We start from the raw sequence: 22,094 nt of genomic DNA, 5'->3' as shown, positions 1-22,094 counted from the left end.
TTTTATTTCTAAGGTTTTCTACGTAAATTTGCGCACTCAATTTTTTTGACAACGATTTCATTAAATTGAGACTACTTATGGAAAACAGAAAAAAAGTTGCTTTTTACACACTGGGGTGCAAACTGAATTTTTCAGAAACATCGACAATTGCACGAAATTTACAAGACGAGGGTTTTGATCGTGTAGATTTTGAGGAAGTAGCGGATATGTATGTAATCAATACCTGCTCGGTGACTGAAAATGCTGATAAGCAGTTCAAGCAAGTGGTGCGTAAAGCAATGAAGTTGAATGATAAGGCCTTTGTTGCGGCAGTGGGGTGTTATGCCCAATTGAAACCGGAAGAATTGGCTAATGTAGATGGAGTGGATTTGGTTTTGGGAGCGACTGAAAAATTCAAGCTTGCTGATTATATTAATGATTTGTCTAAAAATGATTTTGGAGAAGTGCATTCCTGCGAAATCGCTGAAGCTGATTTTTATGTGGGAAGTTACTCAATAGGTGATCGTACTCGTGCTTTCTTGAAAGTACAGGATGGTTGTGATTACAAATGTACCTATTGTACCATTCCACTGGCGAGAGGAATTTCAAGAAGTGATGAACTGGAAAATGTATTGAAAAACGCTTATGAGATTTCACAGCAAAATATCAAGGAAATTGTTTTAACCGGTGTAAATATTGGGGATTACGGAAAAGGGGAATTCGGGAATAAGAAACATGAACATACATTTTTAGAATTGGTTCAGGCTTTAGATAAAGTGGAAGGAATTGAAAGATTGCGAATTTCGTCTATAGAACCCAATTTGTTGAAAAATGAAACCATTGAATTTGTTTCTAAAAGCCGAACTTTTGTGCCACATTTTCATATTCCGTTACAGTCAGGAAGTAATGATATCCTGAAGATGATGAAGCGTCGTTATCTTCGTGAAGTCTATACCGAAAGAGTGAATAAGATTCGGGAAGTGATGCCTCATGCCTGTATTGGTGTTGATGTCATTGTTGGTTTTCCGGGTGAAACTGACGAACATTTTCTAGAAACCTATCATTTTCTGAATGAAATGGATATTTCGTATCTGCATGTTTTCACCTATTCGGAGCGTGATAATACCGAAGCAGCGGAAATGGAAGGTGTTGTTCCTGCAAATGTTCGTGCAAAACGCAGCAAAATGTTACGTGGTTTATCAGTAAAAAAACGTCGTGCTTTTTATGAAAGCCAGTTGGGAACAAATAGAACGGTTTTATTTGAAGGTGAAAATAAGGAAGGATACATTCATGGTTTTACAGAAAACTATGTGAAGGTAAAAACACCTTGGAATCCCGAATTGGTTAATACGTTACGCGAAATCAATTTGACAAAAATAGATGAAGATGGCAGTGTGCGAATGGAATTTGTTTCGGCTCTAGTTTAAATCAGTCTTAAACCTATAAATCAAAACCATTAAGAGATTAAGAAAATTAAGTGCAAAACTTAATGAAACTTAATTTCTTAATGGTTTTTATATTTTAAGCTTATCTGTCTTTTATCTAAAAATAAAAAACGACTTAAGGATTTGTAGACCAAATACTGCTGCTTTTAATGAATACGCGTCGGTTTAATTTGAGTTGAGCGATGATTAATTCGGCAATATCTTCAGATTGCATTACTTTTTCCGGATTGCCGTCCGTCAATTTTAATTCTTTCGCCATATCTGTGGCAACAGTGCTTGGTGTTAGTGCCGTCACACGAATATTGTGTTTGCGCATTTCCTGCATTAAGGATTCGGTTAGTCCTAATAAAGCAAATTTAGACGCACTATAGGCACTCGTTAGCGTATTTCCGCTTAATCCTGCTGTTGAAGAAATGTTGATGATATCACCGGTTTGTCTTTCAATCATATTAGGTATAACGGCACGAGTCACATAATACACCCCCATCAGGTTTACCTGAATGATGCGTTCCCAATCTGTTGGTTCTAATTCTAAAAATTTACCAAAAGCAGCTATCCCGGCATTGTTGATTAAAATATCAATTGTTTTGAATTCGGCTAAAGCTTTTTCTACCGCAGCGTTTACTGAGTTAATATCGGCAACATCAGCGGTTATTGCGAGTGCTTTTACTCTTAAAGAACGCGCTTTTGCAGCTACACTGTCAATCTCTTCTTGTGTTCTTGCTATCAAAATTACATTTACGCCTTCTTTTGCCAAGGCAATAGCTACTGCTTTTCCAATTCCTTTTCCTGCGCCTGTAATCAGGGCATTTTTATTTTTTAAGTCGTTCATTTTTTAATTTTTTTTGGTGACACTTAAAGTGTTTGTTTTTCTGTATATCGTTTAACAAAAATACTTGTTTTCAAATTTAGGAACGCCTTATTTTTTATTCTTAATATATAATTAACTGCTTTATTGATTTAATAAAGCAGTTGTTTGATTAAGTGGCTTTATAGGAAGGTCAACAATAGAAATAAATTTGGCTAAATTGTATTATTTTACTGTTTCAACCAAGCGGATGAATTCTGCTTTGTATCCTTCGGTGTCATTAATTAATCCTTGTTTTGCCAGTTTGATAATGTCTTCAGATGATTTGTTAGAGATTAATTTAGAATCTCTAAGCTTCAGTCCAAACCAAGCTACTGCAGTACTAAATTTGAAATCATTGGATGTCGTTCCTAATAAAGCTGCTTTGTTATCAATCACTTTAATCATTTCGATACTTTTATCTCCATCAGGTTTTTTGTAACGGAATTTTATAGTAGCTAATTCATCATTATAATTGGTCCCGTTTTCTGGCACTGTGGTATATTTTAGTTCGGGTTGATTATTCAAAAAGTCAGTTTTCACTCCATTTGGAATAATTTCATACAAGGCAGTAACACTGTGATTGCTTCCTAATTCACCTGCATCAATAACATCATTAGTAAAATCTTCCGGACGTAATTTTCTGTTTTCATAACCAATCAATCGATACGCTTGTATTTGTTTTGGATTGAATTCAATTTGAATTTTTACATCTTTGGCGATAGCAAACATGGATCCTTTAAACTCTTTGCCTAAAAAGCGATTGGCTTCCTGAATGTTATCAATATAAGCATAGTTTCCGTTTCCTTTATCTGCTAATGTTTCCATTTTACTGTCTTTGTAATTTCCCATTCCGTAACCTAAACAGGTTAGGAAAACGCCTGTTTTTCTTTTTTCTTCAATTAAAGTTTGCATGTCGGTGTCGGAAGAGCTTCCTACATTAAAATCGCCATCAGTAGCCAGAATAACTCTGTTGTTTCCGTCTTTTATGAAATTTTCCTGAGCTATTTTATAAGCCAAATTAATTCCGGCTCCACCCGCAGTACTTCCGCCGGCATTTAGATTTTCTAATGCATCAATAATCGTTTTTTTCTCATCACCGGATGTAGGAGGTAGCACTAATCCTGCAGCTCCGGCATAGACCACAATGGCAACTTTGTCTTTTTTTCGCAATTCGTTAACCAAGATTTTCATCGATTGCTTGAGTAATGGTAATTTGTTGACGTCACTCATAGAACCTGATACATCGATGAGGAATACTAAATTCGAGGCAGGTAAATCATCTGTTGGGATGTTTTTTCCTTGCAAACCAATTTTCAAAATTTGGTGTTTATTATTCCAAGGACAATTGCTGAATTCAGTTTGTATTGAAAACGGATTTTGATCTTTGGGTTGCGTGTAGTTGTATTTGAAGAAGTTAACCATTTCCTCTACACGAACAGCATCTTTCGGTACAGTTTCCCCATTGTTTAAAAAACGACGTACATTAGTATAAGAAGCATTATCGACATCAATAGAGAATGTGGATAGCGGAGCTGATTTTGGGCTTTCGAATGGGTTTTCTATCAATGAATTATAATCTTCCTGACTTGTCTCAGCTGGATTTGGTGTTGGGTTTTTCTCCTGTTGATCCAGTTTTTTTTGTAATTCTTTTTCGGTAAGATTCTGATAAATTCCATTTATGGTTGCCACTATGACTACGCCATTAGCTCCTTTGTTGCCGTAAATATTGGTCGCGGCTGTATCTTTTAAAATCTTCACATCCTGAATGTCATTAGGATTTATTTTTGACATTTGTTTTGCCTTTACAGGAACGCCATCAATGATGTACAAAGGTTCATTCTTTGAAGGTAATGAAGCAGCCCCTAGTGTCTGAGTATTTGGAATTGCTTCTTTTTGAACATAATTAGGTGAAATTTGTAAACCTGCCACTCTGCCTTGAACCATTTGGGTAGACGCTGCAGTTGTGACTTTCTTTTTGGTATAACTGTAGTTATTGTTGTCGGATTCGCTTGAACTAGTTCCGTATCCCACAACGACTACTTCTTGTAATGATTGGTCGCTACTTTCTAATTTTACATTTATAATATTTGCATTTCCTACTGTTTTTGTTTGGGTTTTGTATCCGATATAACTGAAAATAAGAATGTCTCCTTTTTGGGCAGTAATCGAATAATGACCATCAAAATTAGTTGTGGTTCCTTTTTTTGATTTTTGGATGCTAATGGTAGCTCCCGGAAGGGGACCGGCGGTATCTGAAACGGTTCCTGTAATTGTTTTTTCTTGTGCGGTCGACACGAAACATACAAGCATAGCAATGGCTGATGAAATAAGTTTTAAGCTTTTCATGATAGTGATTTTTAAAGATTAATTCGAGTTTTTACCTATTTAGGTGATTCGGGTTTTCCGGTTTTAGTAGTGATTATAACAACTCCTTTTTTACCTTTTTCTCCATAAGCCGTAGTCGCTTCCTGGTCTTGTAATATGGTGACTGTTTTAATTTCTTGCTTGTTTAATGGAGCGTATGGACTTGTGGGATTAGAACCAAATAAATCATTTTCTGAATAGTAAATACCGTCAATGATGTATAAAGGCTCTTCAAGTACAACGATAGATTCCAGGTTTTCAGGATTTAACTTACTCAGCTGCTTTTGCATCATTTGGTCTTTTTTAGTCTCATTGCTGTGGGACAATGCTTTTCCATTAATTACAACCAAAGGAGTGCTTTTTTGGGGAATTTGTACTTCTTTTTTACTGCTTTTTTCTTCGTATTGTTCGCTTTTGGCATATTTCATTGCAGCGGAATCGAATCTTTTAGCTTTTAAAACTGTAGCTGAACCAGTTTGTTTTTCTTTTGTAATCTGTTCTTCAAAAGAAAATGTTTCTTCTGAAATTTCATTTGGAATTGCAACCGACGCTGTTGGAATGCTTTCCGTTAAAGTATCTGAAATTGTTGTTTCATTTAAAGCTACTTTTTGCTGATTTCCGATTTGATTATTTAAAATTTGCAAGGCTTCTTTTTTAGTAACTGTCTGTGTTTCATTAGAAAGAGCGATACTGTTTTTTTCTTTAGCAGTTTGTTGAATGGTTGTTGTAATAGTATCAGTATTAACTAATTTTGGTGTTTCAATACCAATTGTTTTTTCAGATTTTAAAAACTGAAAGCCTAACGAAAGCACTAATAAAAAAGACGCTGCAACGGCAATTTTTTTCCATAAGGCAATGGTTTTTTTATCTTCTTTTTTGTCAAGTCTTTCTTCTACGCGAGACCATATTTTTTCCATTGCAGGAAAGTCCTTGGTTTCTGCTTTTTGAGAAGCATTTTTTATGTGCTCAAATATTTTATCTTGATTGTCCATGACTATTTCGCTTTTTGATAGTACAATTTGTTTACTAATTCCTTTAGTTTGGTTTTCGCGACATTCAATTGTGATTTTGAGGTGCCTTCTGAAATACTGAGCATGCCGGCTATTTCTTTGTGTCCATAACCTTCTATGATAAAAAGATTAAAAATAGTTTTGCATCCTTCGGGAATATGATTCAGTAAATTGAGTAAATCTTCTTCTTCGAGTTGGGTTATTTCATCTGTAAAAGGTTGTGACAACAAATGGACATCATCAAGATACATATTGAAGTTGGTGTTTTTCTTGATGTTTGCCAAACAATGGTTTACAGTTATTTTTCTGGCCCATGCTTCAAAGGCCTGGACTTCTTTTAGCTGGTCCATTTTTGTGAAAATAGTATAGAAGGCATCTGCCAATGCTTCTTCAATTTCTTCTTCTTTTTTGAGATATCGTTTGCAAGTGCGATACAATTTTGGAGCCATGTGCTCATACATCTGACGCTGGGCATCACGATGCATTTTTTTGCAGTTAGAAATTAGTATTTCGTTTATCACAATTGGTGTCTTTATTACTAAAGAGATATAAAAAGGGAAAAAGGTTGGGAGGGGATCAAAATATTTTTAAAAATATTTTTTTCTGAGTCTTATAATTTGGTTTTGTCTAAAGTCAATTTATAAATAGCTGTTTCTAAAACATCATTGTCCTTATCTTCACAAAGCAGGAATTCAATTTTTTCATTGGTGTTTTTGAATAGGGTCAAACCTTCAAATTTATGACTGTCACTGATTTTTTTGGTAAAATCAATTTTCATGGTTTCGATATTGATACGCCCAATAAGGCTTCCTAAAACCTCACCATCATCATAGGTTGATTCAGTGTCTTCGGCTGTAGCCAAAAAATATATATTGTTATCAACCAAAATCGCATCGGTAAAACTACTGCGAACACCTTTTATTTTAGGTAGTTTGTAATGGTTGGAAAGAATTTGGAATTCGTTGGTCAGATTTTTTCCGTCAATGGTGAAAAGAGTATTGTTGTTTGATTTTCCATTGCCGCGATTCAATAAAAACCATTCTTTGCCATTGTAAATAGCACCTTCGATATTGAAATCTTCTGGTTTTATTTCTCCAAAACTTTGCATGACGGCATATAAATCTGTCAGGTCAGTGGAGGAGGTACTTTTATTTTGGGTATTGAATTGCACCATTTTGTTTCTTTTTTCGGTTGAACCTGAGCCAAAAACATACACATTATCTTCAAAATGAGTTAGTGCTTCAAAATCTGGTTTGTCTTTTTTTAGAATGTTTTCTGATGGGTTTTCGATTAATGCATGTCGTTTCAACTCTTTAGAATCGATTTGATATTCGTAAAGAAAACCACTGTTGTCTCCGATGATTAATAAAGAGTTGTCTTTATAGATTAGGCCAGATGCTGAACCAATTCCGATGATTTGAAACAATAATTCGAGTGTGAATTTTTCCATGAAAAGTTATTTTGAAAATGAATGCCCTAGCCCTGATGGAAGTGAAAATCCTTTTGAGAAGAAAAACTATTTTTTTCTTGTTATGGCAGAGCGACCCTAGGAAGCTCCTGCTGTGACTTAGAAAAAAGGATTTCTTGAGAAAGATTGTAACGTACAGCCGGAATTGGCTTCTCAAAAATAGTCTATTTTATTGTAGGAAGAAAATTGTTAGCATATTTTGAAAGTGATTGGTAGTAAAAGGGGGATAAAAAGATTTACCTTTGCCAACTAAAAAAAATCAAAGTGAATTTATCACAATATACCAAAGAGTTCTCTTATAATATAAAGCTGGCGTATCCTGTAATTTTGGGGATGTTGGGGCATACACTAATAGGGATCGTGGATAATTTTATGGTTGGAAACTTGGGTTCCACAGAATTGGCGGCTGTTTCTTTGGGGAATAGTTTTATTTTCATTGCCTTGTCTTTGGGAATTGGATTTTCTACTGCTATTACGCCTTTGGTGGCTGAAGCCAATGCTGAAAAAGACGATAAAAAAGTGCGCACGCTATTTCATCACGGTCTGTTATTATGTACAGTTCTGGGAGTGGCATTGTTCATTTTGACGGTTCTGTCTAAGCAAATTATGTATTTTATGCATCAGCCCAAGGAAGTGGCTGATATGGCGGCGCCTTATATTGACTGGGTTGCCTTTTCATTGATTCCGGTGATTATGTATCAGGGATATAAGCAATTTGCGGATGGATTGACGCTGACGAAATATTCTATGTACGCCATTTTTATGGCCAATGTAGTGCATATTTTCTTCAATTATGTATTGATTTATGGGGTTTGGTTTTTTCCGAAAATGGGAATCATCGGAGCCGCTTTAGGAACTGTTATCTCTAGAATTATGATGGTGGTTTTTATGCATTATCTGATGAAGAATAACAGTATAATGAATCGTTATTTTAAAAATTTTAGTTTCAAAGAAATACGAAAATCGATTCTGAAAAAAATTATTAATCTGGGATTGCCATCTGCGATGCAGATGTTGTTTGAAGTAACTTTGTTTACGGCTGCGATATGGCTTTCGGGTTCTTTGGGAAAAAACAACCAGGCCGCTAATCAGATTGCGCTGACCTTAGCTTCATCAACATTTATGGTTGCCATGGGATTGAGTGTTACCGCGATGATTCGAGTGAGTCATAGTAAGGGAATGAATGAATATAAGAATTTGATTGTCGTAGCGCGCTCGATCTTTTTATTGGCTATTATGTTGGAGACTTTCTTTGGGATTGTTTTCGTTGTTTTTCATAATTATTTGCCTCATTTGTTTTTGAATATGAGTGATCCTGCTCAAATGATAGATAATCATGAAATTATCATTGTAACGGCCAAGTTGCTTTTGGTAGCTGCCGTTTTTCAAATTTCAGATGGAATTCAGGTGGTGGTTTTAGGAGCGTTAAGGGGTTTGCAGGATGTTAAAATTCCGATGTATATTACCTTTATCGCCTATTGGGTAATTGGGTTTCCTATCTCGTATTATTTGGGAAGATACACTTCTTTGGAGGCAGTAGGAATATGGATTGGACTTTTGGCGGGATTATCAGCTGCCGCTTTATTTTTGTATATTCGCTTTGCGCGATTAACAAGAAAATTGGCTTTGAAAAATTAAAACAGTAAAGAGTTTCAGGAATTGTAACTTCTGTTTTGTTTTTCCGTCTAATGGACTGATTAACTAAACCATATAAATTTAAAAAAATGATACTATTTATTATTCTTGGAATAATTTTATTAATTGTAAGTTTTACATTAAAAAGCAATGTGAATCAGTTTTCTAAATTTTCTAATGTTCTTAAAATTATTGGCTTTTTAGCGATTGTTTTGGGGCTTTTTTCTTCCATGTTCAAACAAATAGATGCTGGTAAAGTTGGTGTTAAATCCCTTTATGGAAATGTACAACCTGATATTCTGGAAAGTGGATTGCATTTAATTAATCCACTTTTGGAAGTAACAGATTATGATATACAAACGCAAAATTACACGATGTCAGCCATTCACGGGGAAGGCTCTCAGGAAGGTGATGATGCTATTCGGGTTTTGTCAAATGACGGACTGGAAGTAGTAATCGATTTGACTGTATTATATCGCGTTTTGCCAGAGGATGCACCTAAAATTTTCAAGCAGATAGGTGTGGATTATTCAGATAAAATTGTTCGTCCCGTAACGAGAACACGTATTCGTGACAACGCAGTTTATTATGATGCCGTTGCCTTATATTCTACAAAAAGAAATGAATTTCAGCAACGTATTTTCAAGAGTATAGAAACGGATTTTAAAAGCAGAGGTTTGATATTAGAACAATTGTTAATTAGAAACATCAATCTTCCGGCATCGGTAAAAAAGACTATTGAAAGTAAAATTAATGCGGAACAAGAGGCTCAAAAAATGACTTTCGTTCTTCAAAAAGAAAAACAGGAAGCTGAAAGAAAAAGAGTAGAAGCGCAGGGTATAGCGGATTATCAAAGAATTATCTCGAGCGGGTTATCTGATAAACAATTGCAATACGAACAAATAAAAGCCCAAAAAGAGTTGGCAGCTTCTCCAAATACCAAAATCATTTTTATGGGGAAAGGTAATGCACCCATTATCTTATCTGATAAATAGATTTATAAACAACTAAATTAACGATTAAACAACAATATGGAATTACCAAAATTTTTACTAGGCGATAATACCGATTTTCCGGAAGATATTTTTATTATTCATCTGGATTATCCAAGATTTATCATCAATTTGAAAGATGATGAAGTGGAATTTATGGAAGAAGCTGAAGATCTTGACGAAGCGGAATTGAATGCCGAAATGGAAGGATTGATTGAGCTTGCCAATGAATTTTACGACAGAGAAATCAAGCGTTACGAAGAATAATTATTTCTTCGTAACGACATAATAGTTTCGGGTTAATCGTTTGTTGTGTTTTTTGGATTCTTTTGGAATTCTGTTTAAATCAACCGACGAAACCTTTTGTATAGTGTAGTTTTCTAATTCTTTTATAGAGAAAATACTATCCGTTTCTGAAGCCAATAAACCAAATTTATTTTCCAATGGTAAATTTAGTTTGTTGGCTTTTTCAGTTCGCAAAATAAGGATACTGTGTCCATAATCCCATATAATTTCGGGAGTAAAAGAACTCAATTCATAGGTTTTGATTCCTAGCTCTTTCTCTTTTTTTGTTAAGGCTTTGGCGCTTTGGTAGCCTGGGTTTTTAAGAATGGCTTTGGTTAATGGTATTCCGAAAATAACTACCGCCAATTGTACTCCGATTACAGCATAAAATACTTTAGCGAAATTCTTGTTTCTAAGATTTTGGAAAAGAACGTATCCTAAAGCGAATAAGGTAATGGTTAAACCAATGAACCAAAACTCAAAACCGGAAATGTCATTTTTAAGTTTTATAAATAGTCCGACAGGGATGGCTATACAAATGATACCAATTAATCCAAAAGCGAAATAGATGATTCCTTTTTCTTTTTTTAAGTGGATGTTCTTGAACTCACGAATTAAATAATCGATATAAAAACCGGTGTTTAGAGCCATCGGTATTAAAACCGGCAGTAGGTATCTTGATTTCTTTTCGGGTATAATGGATAATAAAACTACTGATGTAATTGTCCAGATTAAAGTAAACTGATATGCTTTCAGATTACTGACTTTATTTTTTAAATATGGATAAATCAATCCAATTAATGCTGGTACGGTCCAAATTCCACTTTGAGTAAAGAAACTCCAATAGTAATAAAAAGGTCTGATGTTGTAGCTTCCCCATCTGCCACCTTCAACTTTGGCTACTCTCATAGCCGTTTCTGGATCTGCCCAGCGAACATATAAGGGCCATGACAGACCAATGGTCAATCCAATTAATAAAACTAAAAGAGCATATAGTTTCTTGCCTTTTAAGTCAAATTTATAGGTAAAACCATAAGCAATCAAAAAAGGTAAAAATAAGGCATAAACTGAAATTGGTCCTTTACTTAAAAATGAAAAACCGAAAAATACTCCTGCCAAAACAGAATTTAATAACTGATTTTTTGGATCATTTAATAATTGCCATAGAAATACAATGCAGATCATCATGAAACTGTGGGTGTAGATGTCCCACTGATTGTCCCGTCCTGCAAAAAAAATATAAAAAGAGGTGATTAATATTAGTCCGTTATGGAAATTTTGTTGCCCACTTAAGGCTAATTTTTGTGATAATTTATGAGTACTGAATACTAATAATAAGGTAATCAGAACGACGGGTAATCGTAATCCGTAAATGTCTTCAAAACCAAAAAAAATACCGGCTAATGCCGTCAGCCATGTAGGTAGTGGCGGTTTTTCATAACGGGGTAATTCATTGATGGTGGTCAATATCCAATTGTTATTACTTACCATTTCTCTGGCAGTAATAAGGTTTCGGGCTTCCATGATATTTATTTCGATAACATCCAAATGTGGAAAAAGCATGAGGCAGGCTACAAGTAGTAGCCACCAGATATAATTATGCGTTAATTTTGACATCTTTCTTTAGAATTACGATATTTCGGGCGTAGATTACCAGTCCCATGGCGTGACCGGCCAACAAAACAGGATCTCTCCTAATGATGGCATAAATAAATATTAAAAGGGAACCACTTAAACTTAGAATCCAAAATCCTAAGGGTAAGATAGAACTTTGTTTTTTTTCAGAATAAATCCACTGGTACACAAATCTCAAGGTAAACAAGATTTGGGCGAATATTCCCAGCCATAGTAACCATTGCGGGATATTTTCATTTTTTAACAAATTATGCAAGTCGTAGATGTTGTTGTTGTAACCATATAAAACAATGAAAATAGGAAATAAAAGAATAAACCATCGCAGCGCAAAAGGAATTTTTTTCCAATCGTTTTGTAATTGAATGTTGCGAATGTAGATGTAGTAGGTGATGGTTTGGCCTAACATGATTGAGAAATCATGTCTCAAATAACCGTAAACAAATAACATAAAAGAAGCCAGTAAACTGATTTCCCAAAATAAAACAGGAGTTAATACTTTTTTGTTTTTTTCAGAGATAATCCATTGCAATATCAAACGGCTCGAAAATAAGATTTGAGCCAAAAAACCAATTGAATATATAATATAATTGTTCATTAACCTTGTTTCGCTACATTGTAATTAATGTATTTTTTCTTCATCCATAAGTAAGCAAAACAATCTTGTAAAGGACCTAATAAACGGTTCCAAAGATTGAATTTTGATACTCCTGCTATTCTTTGAAAATGTCTTACGGGCGTTTGCTTAATTTTTCCATTTTGCAACAAAATCATCGCAGGTAAAAATCGGTGAAGACCGTTAAACATTGGAATGTTTTTGGCCATATCCGCACGAATGATTTTTAAAGGACAGCCTGTGTCATCCATTCCGTCGTCAGTGAATGCTCTTCTTATTGCGTTAGCAATTTTTGAAGACATGTTTTTAGTAAAAGAATCTTTTCTGTTAGATCGTACGCCGGTAACCAAATCATATTCGCCGGTATAATCAATCAGTATATTAAAATCTTCAGGGGAGGTCTGTAAATCAGCATCAATATAGCCGACCCATTGTGTGTCGGTATAATCAAAACCGGCTTTTATAGCAGCGCTTAATCCTGTGTTTTTTTCGAAAGAAATATAATTAAATTCTGGAGTATCAGTGCAGATTTTTTCGATTAAAACTTGGCTATTGTCTTTTGAGCCATCGTTAACAAATAAAATTTTTGTTTTCTTCTTGGCAATTTTTAAAAAATGTTTCATTTCTTGATGCACACGATCAAGATTATCTTCTTCGTTATAAACAGGTATAATGATGGTTAATTCGAAATTCATATTTATAAAATTTACACAAAAGTATTTCATTTTCGGAAGAAATAACTTAAAAAGTGATTAAGATTTGATTTGCGATATTTTAGAATGCAGTATTTAATTGTAATAAAGAACCCATTTTTTAAAATATTTTTGATGTCGAAACTGTAGTTTGGTTTTTATGTAGTCAGGTAGTTTTTCTTTTTTACGCACTAAAAATACTGCGTCATTTGTTTTGAAATTGGCACCAAATCTTGAAATTTCATTCTTTTCTTCTAAGTTGTAATACGTTTTTAAATAGTTCAGATTTTGTTCGAATTGTACTTCTTTTTTACTGGTCGAATTTCCGTTGTTAAGAGTTATGACGTTTTTGTTTGTATAAAAACACATGGACGGAAGCAAATAGTTGTATACGTAAACATTATTCGATTTAAGAGAATTTACAAAAGTAGCGACTGGTTTTACCGAATTGATGAGTAGTTCATTTGACTTCATTATATATGTCGAAAATACTAAAATGGCCAGTGTATTTAATAATAAGGTGTAGATGTTTTTATGGAACCAGTCTGTGTTCTTTAGAAAAAAAACACTTATCAGCAGGCCTAAAAATAGTACTATTATGGCGACTAATGAAACTTCTATTTTATGAAGAGCCATTGCGACTGAAGCCACAATGAGAATCAAACTAAAATAGCCATACAAATAAAAGGTTAGCTTTCGCCAGAGGCTTTCATGTATGTTTTTTAATTGATCTGAAGAATAAAGCACTATTAAGAAAAGAGACGGTAAAATATAGAAAATAAGTTTGGTTTTAAACGCCGAAAAAATAAAAATAATCAGCAAAAAAGAAATCAATAAGGCTTTTTTCTTAATAGAATTTGCATCTTTTTTTTGGTTTTTTGTGAAAGAAAAAAAGATATAAACTAACCAAGGCAGTAATGATAAAGGAACAAAAACAAAATAATACCAAAAGGGTTTTCCTCTGCTAAAGGCGTCTTTTGTAGCCATTCTGCCGTAAAGCTGGTTTTTTATAAAGTAGTCCCAGATCATTGGATTTTCTTGTATGATGATCAGATACCACCAGCCACATAATACAAAAAAAATGATAATACCTATCAGATCATAAATAGACAGTTTAACCCTAATTTTATGATAGAGATACCAAGTAGATTGAAAAACAAGTATTGGTATTAAGACCAATGGTCCTTTTGTTAAAAAGCCTAATCCAAGTGAAATATAAAACAGAAGGAAAATTTTTTTGTTGTCAAGATAACGTAACCAGAAATAGATGGCCATCAAGATGAAGGTGTTTAAAAAAGCATCGGTGGTGAGGTTTCTTACTGAAGCTAAAACCAAAGGAGTAGAGAAGTATAAAACGGTTGCCAGTAGGGTCGTTTTTTTGTCGTTAAATAACAGCAAAGAAGTTTTATAGACCAGAATCAATTGGATCAATAAAGCAACAGATAAAAAAAACCGGGCGCCAAATTCGTTTTCTCCAAATAAATAGTACCCTAAAGTGGTGATGTAATAAGTAAGAGGAGGTTTGTGATAGTGATAAATTCCCATTTTTGTGGGATGCATATAATTGCCGCTTTCAAACATCTCCTTTGCAATTTGAGCGTAACGGGCCTCGCTGGATTCTGTTATACCCCAAGAATTTAATTGGAATAAAGAGACTATAAAAATAATAGTAATTATAAAAAAGACTGGATACTTTGAAAATAGGACTTGAAATTTAGTTTTCATTAAAGTAAAATTTTATTTCAGCAGGATCTAAGTTTTAAATCCAGCTTTTTTGTTTTTTGATGATGCTTTAATAATTCCTTGTAAATTTTGTTAAGTATGTTGCCGGTGTATTAAATAATAACAATTTATTAAATATAATAAATAAAATGGTTTTTTTGTAACTACTAAATTACTATTATTATTTGTAATGCAAGGTAATCTTTTTGTAAATAATTTCCTTTATCAACGTGTTACATTTGTTTATCTTTGTCTTACGTTTGAGTCATTATTAGGATACTTTGTTAAAAACAATCATTAATAATTGTTAATTATGAAAATACTAGTTACAGGAGCAGCCGGATATATTGCTTCACATGTTTCGGAGCGTTTACACTCATTAGGACATAAAGTTGTCGGTTTAGATAATTTCTCTGATTATTATAATGTTGCATTAAAGGAGATGAATGCAAGTGTATTGAAAGCGAAAGGTATTGAGATTAAGAAAATCGATCTTCGGTTTCCGGAACAGCTTCAGTCCTTAACTACTGATTTTGATTATATTTTTCATTTTGCGGCTCAACCTGGTATTTCTGCCACTTCCAGTTTTGAAGATTATTTAAGTAATAATGTCATTGCCACAAAAAATCTGTTGGATTTTGCTTTAAGAAATGAAAATTTAAAACTTTTTGTGAACATAGCAACATCTTCTGTTTATGGAGTCCATGCTACCTTCGATGAGTCCGTCGCTCCAATGCCTGCTTCTTATTATGGTGTGACCAAATTAGCAGCGGAACAATTGGTTTTTGCAAGTAGCAGAGCGGGAAAAATTAAAGCCTGTTCACTTAGGTTGTATTCCGTTTATGGTCCACGAGAAAGACCAGAAAAATTATTTACCAAATTAATTGCAAATGCATTCAATAATATTCCTTTTCCTTTGTACAAAGGCAGCGAAAATCATTTAAGAAGCTTCACTTACGTACAAGATATTGTTGATGGTGTGGTGAGTGTGATTGGGAAAGAAGAGGTTGTCAATAATGAAATTATCAATCTGGGTACCGAGGAAGAAAATACAACGCAACAAGGAATTGACTTTGTAGAGCAGATTTTAAATAAAAAAATCCCAATAGAAGTTGTTGACGCAAGAGCAGGTGAGCAGTTGAGAACGAATGCCGTAATTGATAAAGCGAGACATTTATTGGCCTACAATCCTCAAACTAGTTTGTATGAGGGATTAAAAGCACAGGTTCAGTGGTATCAGGATAATTTTTTATAATCTCGGTAAAGATTTAATAATTTTTGGGCGGCAACAAAGGGAGATATTTCATCGTTTTGTACCGCTTTTTTTGTTGTATCCAGTGCTTTCTGAATTTCTATCTGATTGTAAAAATCCATTTTCAATTGCTCGTTGATCGTTTCCAACATCCAGTATTGGTTTTGTTCTTTTCTTTTTTCGAAGAAATAATTGTTGGATTTTGTCAGTTCAAGGAATTTTTGGATCGTTTCCCAAACACCAGATATTCCCTCATGGGTAATGGCACTGCAGGTTGCGGTCGTAGGAGTCCAACCTGATTTTTTGGCAGGAAAAAGATGGAGAGCTCTGTTGAATTCTAGCTTGGCCAAATTGGCTTTTTTGATATTATCGCCATCTGCTTTATTGATGATAATAGCATCGGCCATTTCCATTATTCCGCGTTTGATCCCTTGTAATTCATCACCGGCACCGGCTATTTTTAACAGTAAAAAGAAATCAACCATGCTGTGCACAGCAGTTTCACTTTGACCTACTCCTACAGTTTCTATAATGATGGTATCAAATCCGCAAGCCTCACAAAGTGTAATGGTTTCTCTTGTTTTTCGCGCCACACCTCCCAATGTTTCTCCGGAAGCCGAAGGTCGGATATAAGCGTTTTTATCTTTAACCAATTCTTCCATTCGTGTTTTGTCGCCCAAAATACTTCCATGCGAGATAGTACTGCTGGGATCAACAGCTAAAACAGCCACTTTCTTTCCCAATCCGGTTAAGTATTTACCAAAGGCTTCAATAAAAGTACTTTTTCCTACTCCCGGAACTCCGGTAATTCCTATTCGGACAGATTTATTAGCATGCGGTAGACAGGCGTTGATTACTTCGTTAGCTTTTTCTAAATGGCTGGTATTGGTACTTTCGACCAAGGTAATTGCACGACTTAAAGAAGTAATGTTTCCAGTTAAAATCCCGTCAACGAGTTCTTTTGCTGAAGGTTGTATTTTTCTAAATTGCTGAATATTTTTGACAGAGGCACCACTGGTAATTTCCGGTTGAGAAATTCCAGGTTTTTCATTGAGGGCTGTGGGATGCGGTTTTTTATTAGGCAAAGCAAATGATTTGATTAGTAAAATTACTAAAAACTACGGATGTTTGCTTTTTGTTTTATTTAAATATTTCGTCCTTTTGTAGAAAATGATAATTTATCATCAACAAAATGGGCTTTTCCTCTCGGATTATTGACTAAATAATAAATTAGTCGATATCTTTGCAGTCTATGGGCAACTTCATATTAATCTTTGTTTTTTTATTCCTTGGAATAGTGTTGCAAAAAGTAAAACGCTTTCCATCTCACAGTTATAAATTATTAAACAATATCGTAGTTTATGTCTGTCTTCCGGCGCTGGCGTTGTATTATATACCTGAAATTGAATTAAGTGAGGAACTGGTCTTTCCTATCAGTGTGGCTTGGATCACTTTTTTTGTTTCCTATTTGTTTTTTAATTTTCTGGGAAAAAGATATGGATGGTCTAAAAAGCTCATCGGCTGTTTGATTATAACAGCTGGTTTAGGAAATACTTCTTTTTTGGGGTTTCCCATAATTCAAGCGCTCTATGGCGAGGAAGGCTTAAAAACAGCTATTCTGGTTGATCAGCCGGGCTCTTTTGTGGTGCTTTCTACTTTAGGGATTTTGGTGGCGACATTATATTCTTCCGGAAGTTCCAATGGTGTTCATATTGCTAAAAAAATTCTGTTTTTTCCACCGTTCATTACTTTTCTGCTGGCGTGTTTAATGAATTTTTATAATGTCGATTTTCACGAATACATTCAATTCGTTTTACAAAAAATAGGTAGCGGAATGACCCCGCTGGCAATGCTTTCTGTTGGTTTGCAATTGCGATTTGAAAGCAAAAGCCAACATTGGAAATTCTTGGGATTGGGTTTGCTGTATAAATTAATTTTGACTCCTGCCTTAATCTATTTATTGTATGTGGTAATTTTTGATCAACATTCAAAACTAATTCAAGTTGCTGTAATGGAAGCTGCCATGGCGCCTATGATTACAGCCAGTATTTTAGCTTCTTCACACGGTTTAAAACCCAGATTAAGCAGTATGATGGTTGGTTTTGGAATTCCATTATCCTTTATCACTTTAGTGTTTTGGTACTTTGTGGCCCAATATATCTAAAACGGTTTTCATTGCTAAGACATTATTATTTTTTACCCTTTTATTTTTTTAATATATGAATTCTTCATCTTCAGAGACTGTATCCAATGTACATTCAGGTACATCGGTTCAACAAACGGTTTATCCCATATTGTTCTCCATTGCTTTTGCGCATTTATTAAATGATTTGTTGCAGGCAGTTATTCCTGCTTCTTATCCGATATTGAAAGGGAATTTTAATTTAACTTTTACCCAAATCGGACTAATCACTTTGGCTTACCAATTGGCGGCTTCTATTTTGCAGCCTGTTGTGGGTTTGTATACAGACAAAAGGCCCAAACCTTTTTCGCAGATTTTCGGAATGCTTTTTACCATGTCAGGAATTGTGCTGTTGTCTTATGCCTGGGATTTTTCAATAATAGTAGTTTCAGTGGTTTTAGTTGGTATAGGTTCCTCTATTTTCCATCCTGAAGCTTCCAGAATTTCTTTTTTGGCGTCGGGAGGGAAACGTGGTTTGGCACAATCTATTTTTCAACTGGGAGGTAATGCCGGGACGGCTATAGGGCCTTTGTTAGTCGCATTAATAGTCGTACCGAATGCACAATATTATATCATTTGGTTTGTTGTCGCTGCTATGATTGCTTTGCTGGTTTTGAGTAGAATTGCATTTTGGTACCAAAGCCATTTGAGTATGAGAGCGACTAAAAAAACGGTTGTTGATTTGCCTAATCTCTCACAAACAAAAATTGTTATTTCGGTGGGGATATTATTGGTTTTGATATTTTCAAAATTCTTCTACATGGCAAGTATGTCTAGTTATTTTACGTTTTATTTAATGGAGAAATTTCATTTATCTGTTCAGGAAGCGCAATTCCATTTGGTTTTATTTTTAGCATCTTGTGCTGTCGGAACACTGATTGGCGGCCCATTGGGAGATAAATTCGGAAGGAAATATGTTATCTGGTTTTCAGTATTGGGAGCGGCACCGTTTACTTTAATGCTGCCTTATGTTGATTTGTTTTGGACTGGAATTTTATCGGTAATAATCGGAACAATAATTTCCTCTGCTTTTCCGGCAATTTTGGTTTTTGCACAAGAATTATTGCCTAAAAAACTTGGAATGGTTTCCGGTCTATTTTATGGTTTTGCTTTCGGAATGGGAGGTTTGGGTTCGGCATTATTAGGTAATTTGGCTGATTATACCAGCATAACTTATGTATATTCTATTTGCGCTTATTTACCATTGATAGGAATTATAGCGTTCTTTTTGCCCAATTTAAAAAAGAAATAATACCTTATAATTATTCTATTTTGTGATGAAAAATGAATCAATCTGAATATGATCCTGAGTATAGTCGAAGGAAGGAGCTGATTCCTGCTATCCACTCTATCTTTTGCTTTTTAAAGAAAAAAGCAAAAGGATGCCGTTGCTATCAGGGCTAGGTAGGAATCATGATAGAAACATTACAAACTGCGGCAGAAAACGGAATACGCTTTTTTATACTAAATCATGGATTTTAGCATATTGCAACAGCATGATGGTTTTTGCATCTTTGATTTCGCCCGATTCAATCATCGCGTAGGCTTCATCAAAAGTGAATTCCAAAACATCGATATTTTCCTGCTCGTGTTCAACTCCACCACCTTCGCTGACTTTCATCGACTCATCGTACTTGCCCACAAAAAAATATAAAATCTCAGTTACGGCTCCAGGAGACATATAGGATTCAAAAACTTTGCGGACAGATGAAACCCGATAACCCGTTTCTTCTTCTGTTTCCCTAATGATACATTGCTCTGGATGATCTTCATCCAAAAGCCCTGCACAAACTTCAATCATCATTCCGGAATCATTACCATTTAAATAAGTGGGTAGTCGAAACTGTCTTGTAAGGATAACTGTTTTTTGCTTTGTATTATATAATAAAATGGCGGCACCGTTTCCTCGGTCATAGACTTCTCTTTTTTGGCTAATTAAGGTGTTGTCTTTTGTTAAATAATCAAAAGTTACCTTGTTCAAAATATACCAGTTGTCTGAAAGTAATTCGGTTTTTTGGATTGTAATATTTGGATTGTTCATGCGTGAGATATTTTTTTATGTAAAAAAAACGCCCTGAGTTTTCAGGGCGTCAATTAACTTTATTTAAGAATCGTTTGTTTTCTGTCTGGACCTACAGAAACGATTTTTATTGGAACTTCAACTTCCTTCTCGATAAACTCGATATACTCTTTTAATTCAACAGGTAATTCATAATAAGTTGTCATACCAGTTAAATCTTGATGCCATCCCTTGAAGTCTTTATAAATTGGAGTAACATTTTCTGGTTCGATGTTGTATGGGAAATGAGAAATTTTCTCTCCTTTATAATTGTACTCTGTACATACTTTTAAAGTTTCAAATCCTGAAAGTACATCCCCTTTCATCATCATCAATTGTGTAACACCATTTACTTGAACTGCATATTTCAAAGCAACTAAGTCTAACCATCCACAACGTCTTTGTCTTCCTGTAACAGAACCAAATTCATTTCCTACACGTGCCATAGTAGCACCATCCTCGTCAAAAAGTTCTGTTGGGAATGGACCACTTCCTACACGGGTTACATATGCTTTAAAAATACCGTATACTTCTTTGATTTTATTAGGAGCAATTCCTAAACCGGTACAAGCACCAGCCGCAGTTGTATTAGAAGAAGTAACAAAAGGATATGTTCCAAAGTCAACATCTAATAAGGAACCTTGAGCGCCTTCACATAAAATAGATTTACCTGCTTTTTGTGCTTGGTGCAAATATTCTTCGCTGTCAATGAAATCTAATTTTTTTAATTCTTCAATAGCTTCAAAAAACTCTTTCTCTAACTCTTCAAGATTGTATTCAATAGCAACATTGTAAAATGCAATCATTGCTTCATGTTTGTCAGCCAAAGATCTGTAACGATCCGCAAAATCTTCTAATTCGATATCACCTACACGAAGTCCGTTTCTTCCGGTTTTGTCCATGTATGTTGGTCCGATTCCTTTTAAAGTAGAACCAATTTTTGCTTTTCCTTTTGAAGCTTCAGAAGCCGCATCAAGCAAACGGTGAGTTGGTAAAATTAAATGCGCTTTTCTGGAAATGATTAATTTGTTTTTGATGTCAATATTAAACTTTTCCAAACCTTCGATTTCTTTTTGAAAAACAACTGGGTCAATTACAACTCCGTTTCCAATAATGTTTACGGCTGTTTTATGAAAAATTCCAGATGGGATAGTTCTTAGTACGTGTTTAATACCATCAAATTCTAAAGTGTGTCCTGCGTTTGGTCCACCTTGAAAACGAGCAATAATATCGTATTTAGAAGTTAATACATCAACGATTTTCCCTTTTCCTTCATCTCCCCATTGTAATCCTAGTAATAAATCTATGGTCATTCTGTGTGTTATTTGTAGTTATTATATGTTTTGAAAAAACAACTTGATAGTTGTCTGATTTAATTTATTTTTAAACTTTTGTCTCAGGCTTTGAACCTCTTTTATTTCCGTACAGATATAAAGAGTGGTTGGTGATTTCTATATCAAATATCTCTTCGATTGTTTTTTTGATACTTTGAATTCGTGGATCACAAAACTCAATTACTTCACCGGTATCGGTCATGATGATGTGATCGTGTTGTTTGTCGAAATAGGACTTTTCGTAATGCGCTTGATTTTGTCCGAATTGGTGTTTACGAACCAGGGCACAATCCAAAAGCAACTCAATTGTATTGTATAAGGTTGCTCTGCTGACACGATAGTTTTTGTTTTTCATTTTGATATAAAGATTTTCAATATCAAAATGTTCTTCACTATCGTAAATTTCCTGAAGAATAGCATAGCGTTCCGGAGTTTTACGATGCCCTTTTTTTTCAAGATACATTGTAAAAACATTTTTTACAATTTCTTGGTTTTTATTGTTGTCTGTGGAAATGAGTGTCATATCTGGCAAAGATAATTTTTTTTGTTTAAAGTTTAAAGTTCAAGGTTTAAAGTT

General features: G+C 34.5%; 20 protein-coding genes. 7 read left to right on the top strand and 13 right to left on the bottom strand.

What is annotated here, in order from left to right:
• Positions 1–77: 77 nt before the first annotated feature.
• Entirely contained in the window at positions 78–1,406 is a 1,329-nt protein-coding gene (gene mtaB, locus ABEB23_RS16095; RefSeq protein WP_348813680.1) for a tRNA (N(6)-L-threonylcarbamoyladenosine(37)-C(2))-methylthiotransferase MtaB, read from the top strand.
• Positions 1,407–1,539: 133 nt separating this feature from the next.
• Here mtaB and ABEB23_RS16090 read toward each other — a convergent pair whose 3' ends face one another.
• The 5 genes from ABEB23_RS16090 to ABEB23_RS16070 form a co-directional block, all read right to left on the bottom strand.
• Positions 1,540–2,256: a 3-ketoacyl-ACP reductase gene (locus ABEB23_RS16090; protein WP_348813678.1), complete on the bottom strand. Its 717-nt coding sequence runs from the start codon at positions 2,254–2,256 to the stop codon at positions 1,540–1,542.
• Between the two features lie 201 nt (positions 2,257–2,457).
• Positions 2,458–4,620 (bottom strand): vWA domain-containing protein, encoded by a 2,163-nt coding sequence (locus tag ABEB23_RS16085; RefSeq protein ID WP_348813677.1) that lies wholly within the window; start codon positions 4,618–4,620, stop codon positions 2,458–2,460.
• Positions 4,621–4,655: 35 nt separating this feature from the next.
• Complete coding sequence (locus ABEB23_RS16080; protein ID WP_348813675.1) at positions 4,656–5,630, bottom strand: hypothetical protein; 975 nt, start codon at positions 5,628–5,630, stop codon at positions 4,656–4,658.
• Between the two features lie 2 nt (positions 5,631–5,632).
• The gene (locus tag ABEB23_RS16075; protein ID WP_348813673.1) at positions 5,633–6,133 is read right to left on the bottom strand and encodes an RNA polymerase sigma factor; all 501 of its coding nucleotides are present in this window, start codon (positions 6,131–6,133) and stop codon (positions 5,633–5,635) included.
• Positions 6,134–6,258: 125 nt separating this feature from the next.
• Positions 6,259–7,098, bottom strand: a complete 840-nt coding sequence (locus tag ABEB23_RS16070; protein ID WP_348813671.1) for a DUF6929 family protein — start codon at positions 7,096–7,098, stop codon at positions 6,259–6,261.
• Positions 7,099–7,380: 282 nt separating this feature from the next.
• Between ABEB23_RS16070 and ABEB23_RS16065 the strand changes: the two genes are divergently transcribed.
• From ABEB23_RS16065 to ABEB23_RS16055, 3 genes are all read left to right on the top strand, one after another.
• The gene (locus ABEB23_RS16065; RefSeq protein WP_348813670.1) at positions 7,381–8,754 is read left to right on the top strand and encodes an MATE family efflux transporter; all 1,374 of its coding nucleotides are present in this window, start codon (positions 7,381–7,383) and stop codon (positions 8,752–8,754) included.
• An 86-nt stretch (positions 8,755–8,840) separates the two neighbouring features.
• A complete protein-coding gene (locus ABEB23_RS16060) occupies positions 8,841–9,746 on the top strand; it encodes a prohibitin family protein (protein WP_348813669.1) in 906 nt (301 codons plus the stop codon).
• A gap of 36 nt (positions 9,747–9,782) precedes the next feature.
• Complete coding sequence (locus ABEB23_RS16055; protein WP_348813667.1) at positions 9,783–10,010, top strand: DUF8828 family protein; 228 nt, start codon at positions 9,783–9,785, stop codon at positions 10,008–10,010.
• Here the strand turns inward: ABEB23_RS16055 and ABEB23_RS16050 are convergent, their stop codons facing one another.
• The 4 genes from ABEB23_RS16050 to ABEB23_RS16035 all read right to left on the bottom strand — a co-directional run bounded on the left by ABEB23_RS16050 (position 10,011) and on the right by ABEB23_RS16035 (position 14,693).
• Positions 10,011–11,645: an ArnT family glycosyltransferase gene (locus ABEB23_RS16050; RefSeq protein ID WP_348813665.1), complete on the bottom strand. Its 1,635-nt coding sequence runs from the start codon at positions 11,643–11,645 to the stop codon at positions 10,011–10,013. It abuts the gene before it with no gap.
• The gene (locus ABEB23_RS16045; RefSeq protein WP_348813663.1) at positions 11,626–12,258 is read right to left on the bottom strand and encodes a lipid-A-disaccharide synthase N-terminal domain-containing protein; all 633 of its coding nucleotides are present in this window, start codon (positions 12,256–12,258) and stop codon (positions 11,626–11,628) included. The genes ABEB23_RS16050 and ABEB23_RS16045 overlap by 20 nt, the downstream gene beginning before the upstream one ends.
• Positions 12,258–12,971: a glycosyltransferase family 2 protein gene (locus tag ABEB23_RS16040; RefSeq protein ID WP_348813661.1), complete on the bottom strand. Its 714-nt coding sequence runs from the start codon at positions 12,969–12,971 to the stop codon at positions 12,258–12,260. Before ABEB23_RS16040 ends, ABEB23_RS16045 begins: the two co-directional genes overlap by 1 nt.
• Positions 12,972–13,064: 93 nt before the next feature.
• Positions 13,065–14,693 carry a glycosyltransferase family 39 protein gene (locus ABEB23_RS16035; RefSeq protein WP_348813660.1) on the bottom strand — a complete coding sequence of 543 codons (1,629 nt, stop codon included), beginning with the start codon at positions 14,691–14,693 and terminating at the stop codon, positions 13,065–13,067.
• 310 nt (positions 14,694–15,003) lie between these two features.
• Between ABEB23_RS16035 and ABEB23_RS16030 the strand changes: the two genes are divergently transcribed.
• On the top strand, positions 15,004–15,945 hold the full coding sequence (locus tag ABEB23_RS16030) for an NAD-dependent epimerase/dehydratase family protein (RefSeq protein ID WP_348813658.1): 942 nt from the start codon (positions 15,004–15,006) through the stop codon (positions 15,943–15,945).
• Here the strand turns inward: ABEB23_RS16030 and meaB are convergent.
• Positions 15,927–17,027: a methylmalonyl Co-A mutase-associated GTPase MeaB gene (gene meaB, locus ABEB23_RS16025; protein ID WP_348813656.1), complete on the bottom strand. Its 1,101-nt coding sequence runs from the start codon at positions 17,025–17,027 to the stop codon at positions 15,927–15,929. The two genes, ABEB23_RS16030 and meaB, sit on opposite strands and share 19 nt — an antisense overlap.
• Before the next feature lie 167 nt (positions 17,028–17,194).
• On the opposite strand from meaB, the gene ABEB23_RS16020 reads away from it, so the two are divergent.
• On the top strand, positions 17,195–18,106 hold the full coding sequence (locus ABEB23_RS16020) for an AEC family transporter (protein WP_348813654.1): 912 nt from the start codon (positions 17,195–17,197) through the stop codon (positions 18,104–18,106).
• A 55-nt stretch (positions 18,107–18,161) separates the two neighbouring features.
• Positions 18,162–19,376, top strand: coding sequence for an MFS transporter (locus tag ABEB23_RS16015; RefSeq protein WP_348813652.1), 1,215 nt, complete (start codon positions 18,162–18,164; stop codon positions 19,374–19,376).
• 207 nt (positions 19,377–19,583) lie between these two features.
• Here the strand turns inward: ABEB23_RS16015 and nudK are convergent, their stop codons facing one another.
• The 3 genes from nudK to ABEB23_RS16000 all read right to left on the bottom strand — a co-directional run bounded on the left by nudK (position 19,584) and on the right by ABEB23_RS16000 (position 22,040).
• On the bottom strand, positions 19,584–20,165 hold the full coding sequence (nudK, locus tag ABEB23_RS16010) for a GDP-mannose pyrophosphatase NudK (RefSeq protein ID WP_348813651.1): 582 nt from the start codon (positions 20,163–20,165) through the stop codon (positions 19,584–19,586).
• A gap of 59 nt (positions 20,166–20,224) precedes the next feature.
• Positions 20,225–21,496, bottom strand: coding sequence for an adenylosuccinate synthase (locus ABEB23_RS16005; RefSeq protein WP_348813649.1), 1,272 nt, complete (start codon positions 21,494–21,496; stop codon positions 20,225–20,227).
• A gap of 70 nt (positions 21,497–21,566) precedes the next feature.
• Positions 21,567–22,040: a Fur family transcriptional regulator gene (locus ABEB23_RS16000; RefSeq protein WP_348813647.1), complete on the bottom strand. Its 474-nt coding sequence runs from the start codon at positions 22,038–22,040 to the stop codon at positions 21,567–21,569.
• Positions 22,041–22,094 lie beyond the last annotated feature (54 nt).

This window comes from Flavobacterium maritimum (assembly GCF_040049085.1).
Taxonomy (GTDB): Bacteria; Bacteroidota; Bacteroidia; order Flavobacteriales; family Flavobacteriaceae; genus Flavobacterium; species Flavobacterium maritimum.
This window is presented reverse-complemented; position numbering and strand designations above follow the sequence as displayed.

Coding starts and splice junctions, on each gene's coding strand:
- mtaB (WP_348813680.1), top strand. CDS start 78: ATGGAAAACAGAAAAAAAGTTGCTTTTTACACACTGGGGTGCAAACTG.
- ABEB23_RS16090 (WP_348813678.1), bottom strand. CDS start 2,256: ATGAACGACTTAAAAAATAAAAATGCCCTGATTACAGGCGCAGGAAAA.
- ABEB23_RS16085 (WP_348813677.1), bottom strand. CDS start 4,620: ATGAAAAGCTTAAAACTTATTTCATCAGCCATTGCTATGCTTGTATGT.
- ABEB23_RS16080 (WP_348813675.1), bottom strand. CDS start 5,630: ATGGACAATCAAGATAAAATATTTGAGCACATAAAAAATGCTTCTCAA.
- ABEB23_RS16075 (WP_348813673.1), bottom strand. CDS start 6,133: ATGCATCGTGATGCCCAGCGTCAGATGTATGAGCACATGGCTCCAAAA.
- ABEB23_RS16070 (WP_348813671.1), bottom strand. CDS start 7,098: ATGGAAAAATTCACACTCGAATTATTGTTTCAAATCATCGGAATTGGT.
- ABEB23_RS16060 (WP_348813669.1), top strand. CDS start 8,841: ATGATACTATTTATTATTCTTGGAATAATTTTATTAATTGTAAGTTTT.
- ABEB23_RS16055 (WP_348813667.1), top strand. CDS start 9,783: ATGGAATTACCAAAATTTTTACTAGGCGATAATACCGATTTTCCGGAA.
- ABEB23_RS16050 (WP_348813665.1), bottom strand. CDS start 11,645: ATGTCAAAATTAACGCATAATTATATCTGGTGGCTACTACTTGTAGCC.
- ABEB23_RS16045 (WP_348813663.1), bottom strand. CDS start 12,258: ATGAACAATTATATTATATATTCAATTGGTTTTTTGGCTCAAATCTTA.
- ABEB23_RS16040 (WP_348813661.1), bottom strand. CDS start 12,971: ATGAATTTCGAATTAACCATCATTATACCTGTTTATAACGAAGAAGAT.
- ABEB23_RS16035 (WP_348813660.1), bottom strand. CDS start 14,693: ATGAAAACTAAATTTCAAGTCCTATTTTCAAAGTATCCAGTCTTTTTT.
- ABEB23_RS16030 (WP_348813658.1), top strand. CDS start 15,004: ATGAAAATACTAGTTACAGGAGCAGCCGGATATATTGCTTCACATGTT.
- ABEB23_RS16020 (WP_348813654.1), top strand. CDS start 17,195: ATGGGCAACTTCATATTAATCTTTGTTTTTTTATTCCTTGGAATAGTG.
- ABEB23_RS16015 (WP_348813652.1), top strand. CDS start 18,162: ATGAATTCTTCATCTTCAGAGACTGTATCCAATGTACATTCAGGTACA.
- nudK (WP_348813651.1), bottom strand. CDS start 20,165: ATGAACAATCCAAATATTACAATCCAAAAAACCGAATTACTTTCAGAC.
- ABEB23_RS16005 (WP_348813649.1), bottom strand. CDS start 21,496: ATGACCATAGATTTATTACTAGGATTACAATGGGGAGATGAAGGAAAA.
- ABEB23_RS16000 (WP_348813647.1), bottom strand. CDS start 22,040: ATGACACTCATTTCCACAGACAACAATAAAAACCAAGAAATTGTAAAA.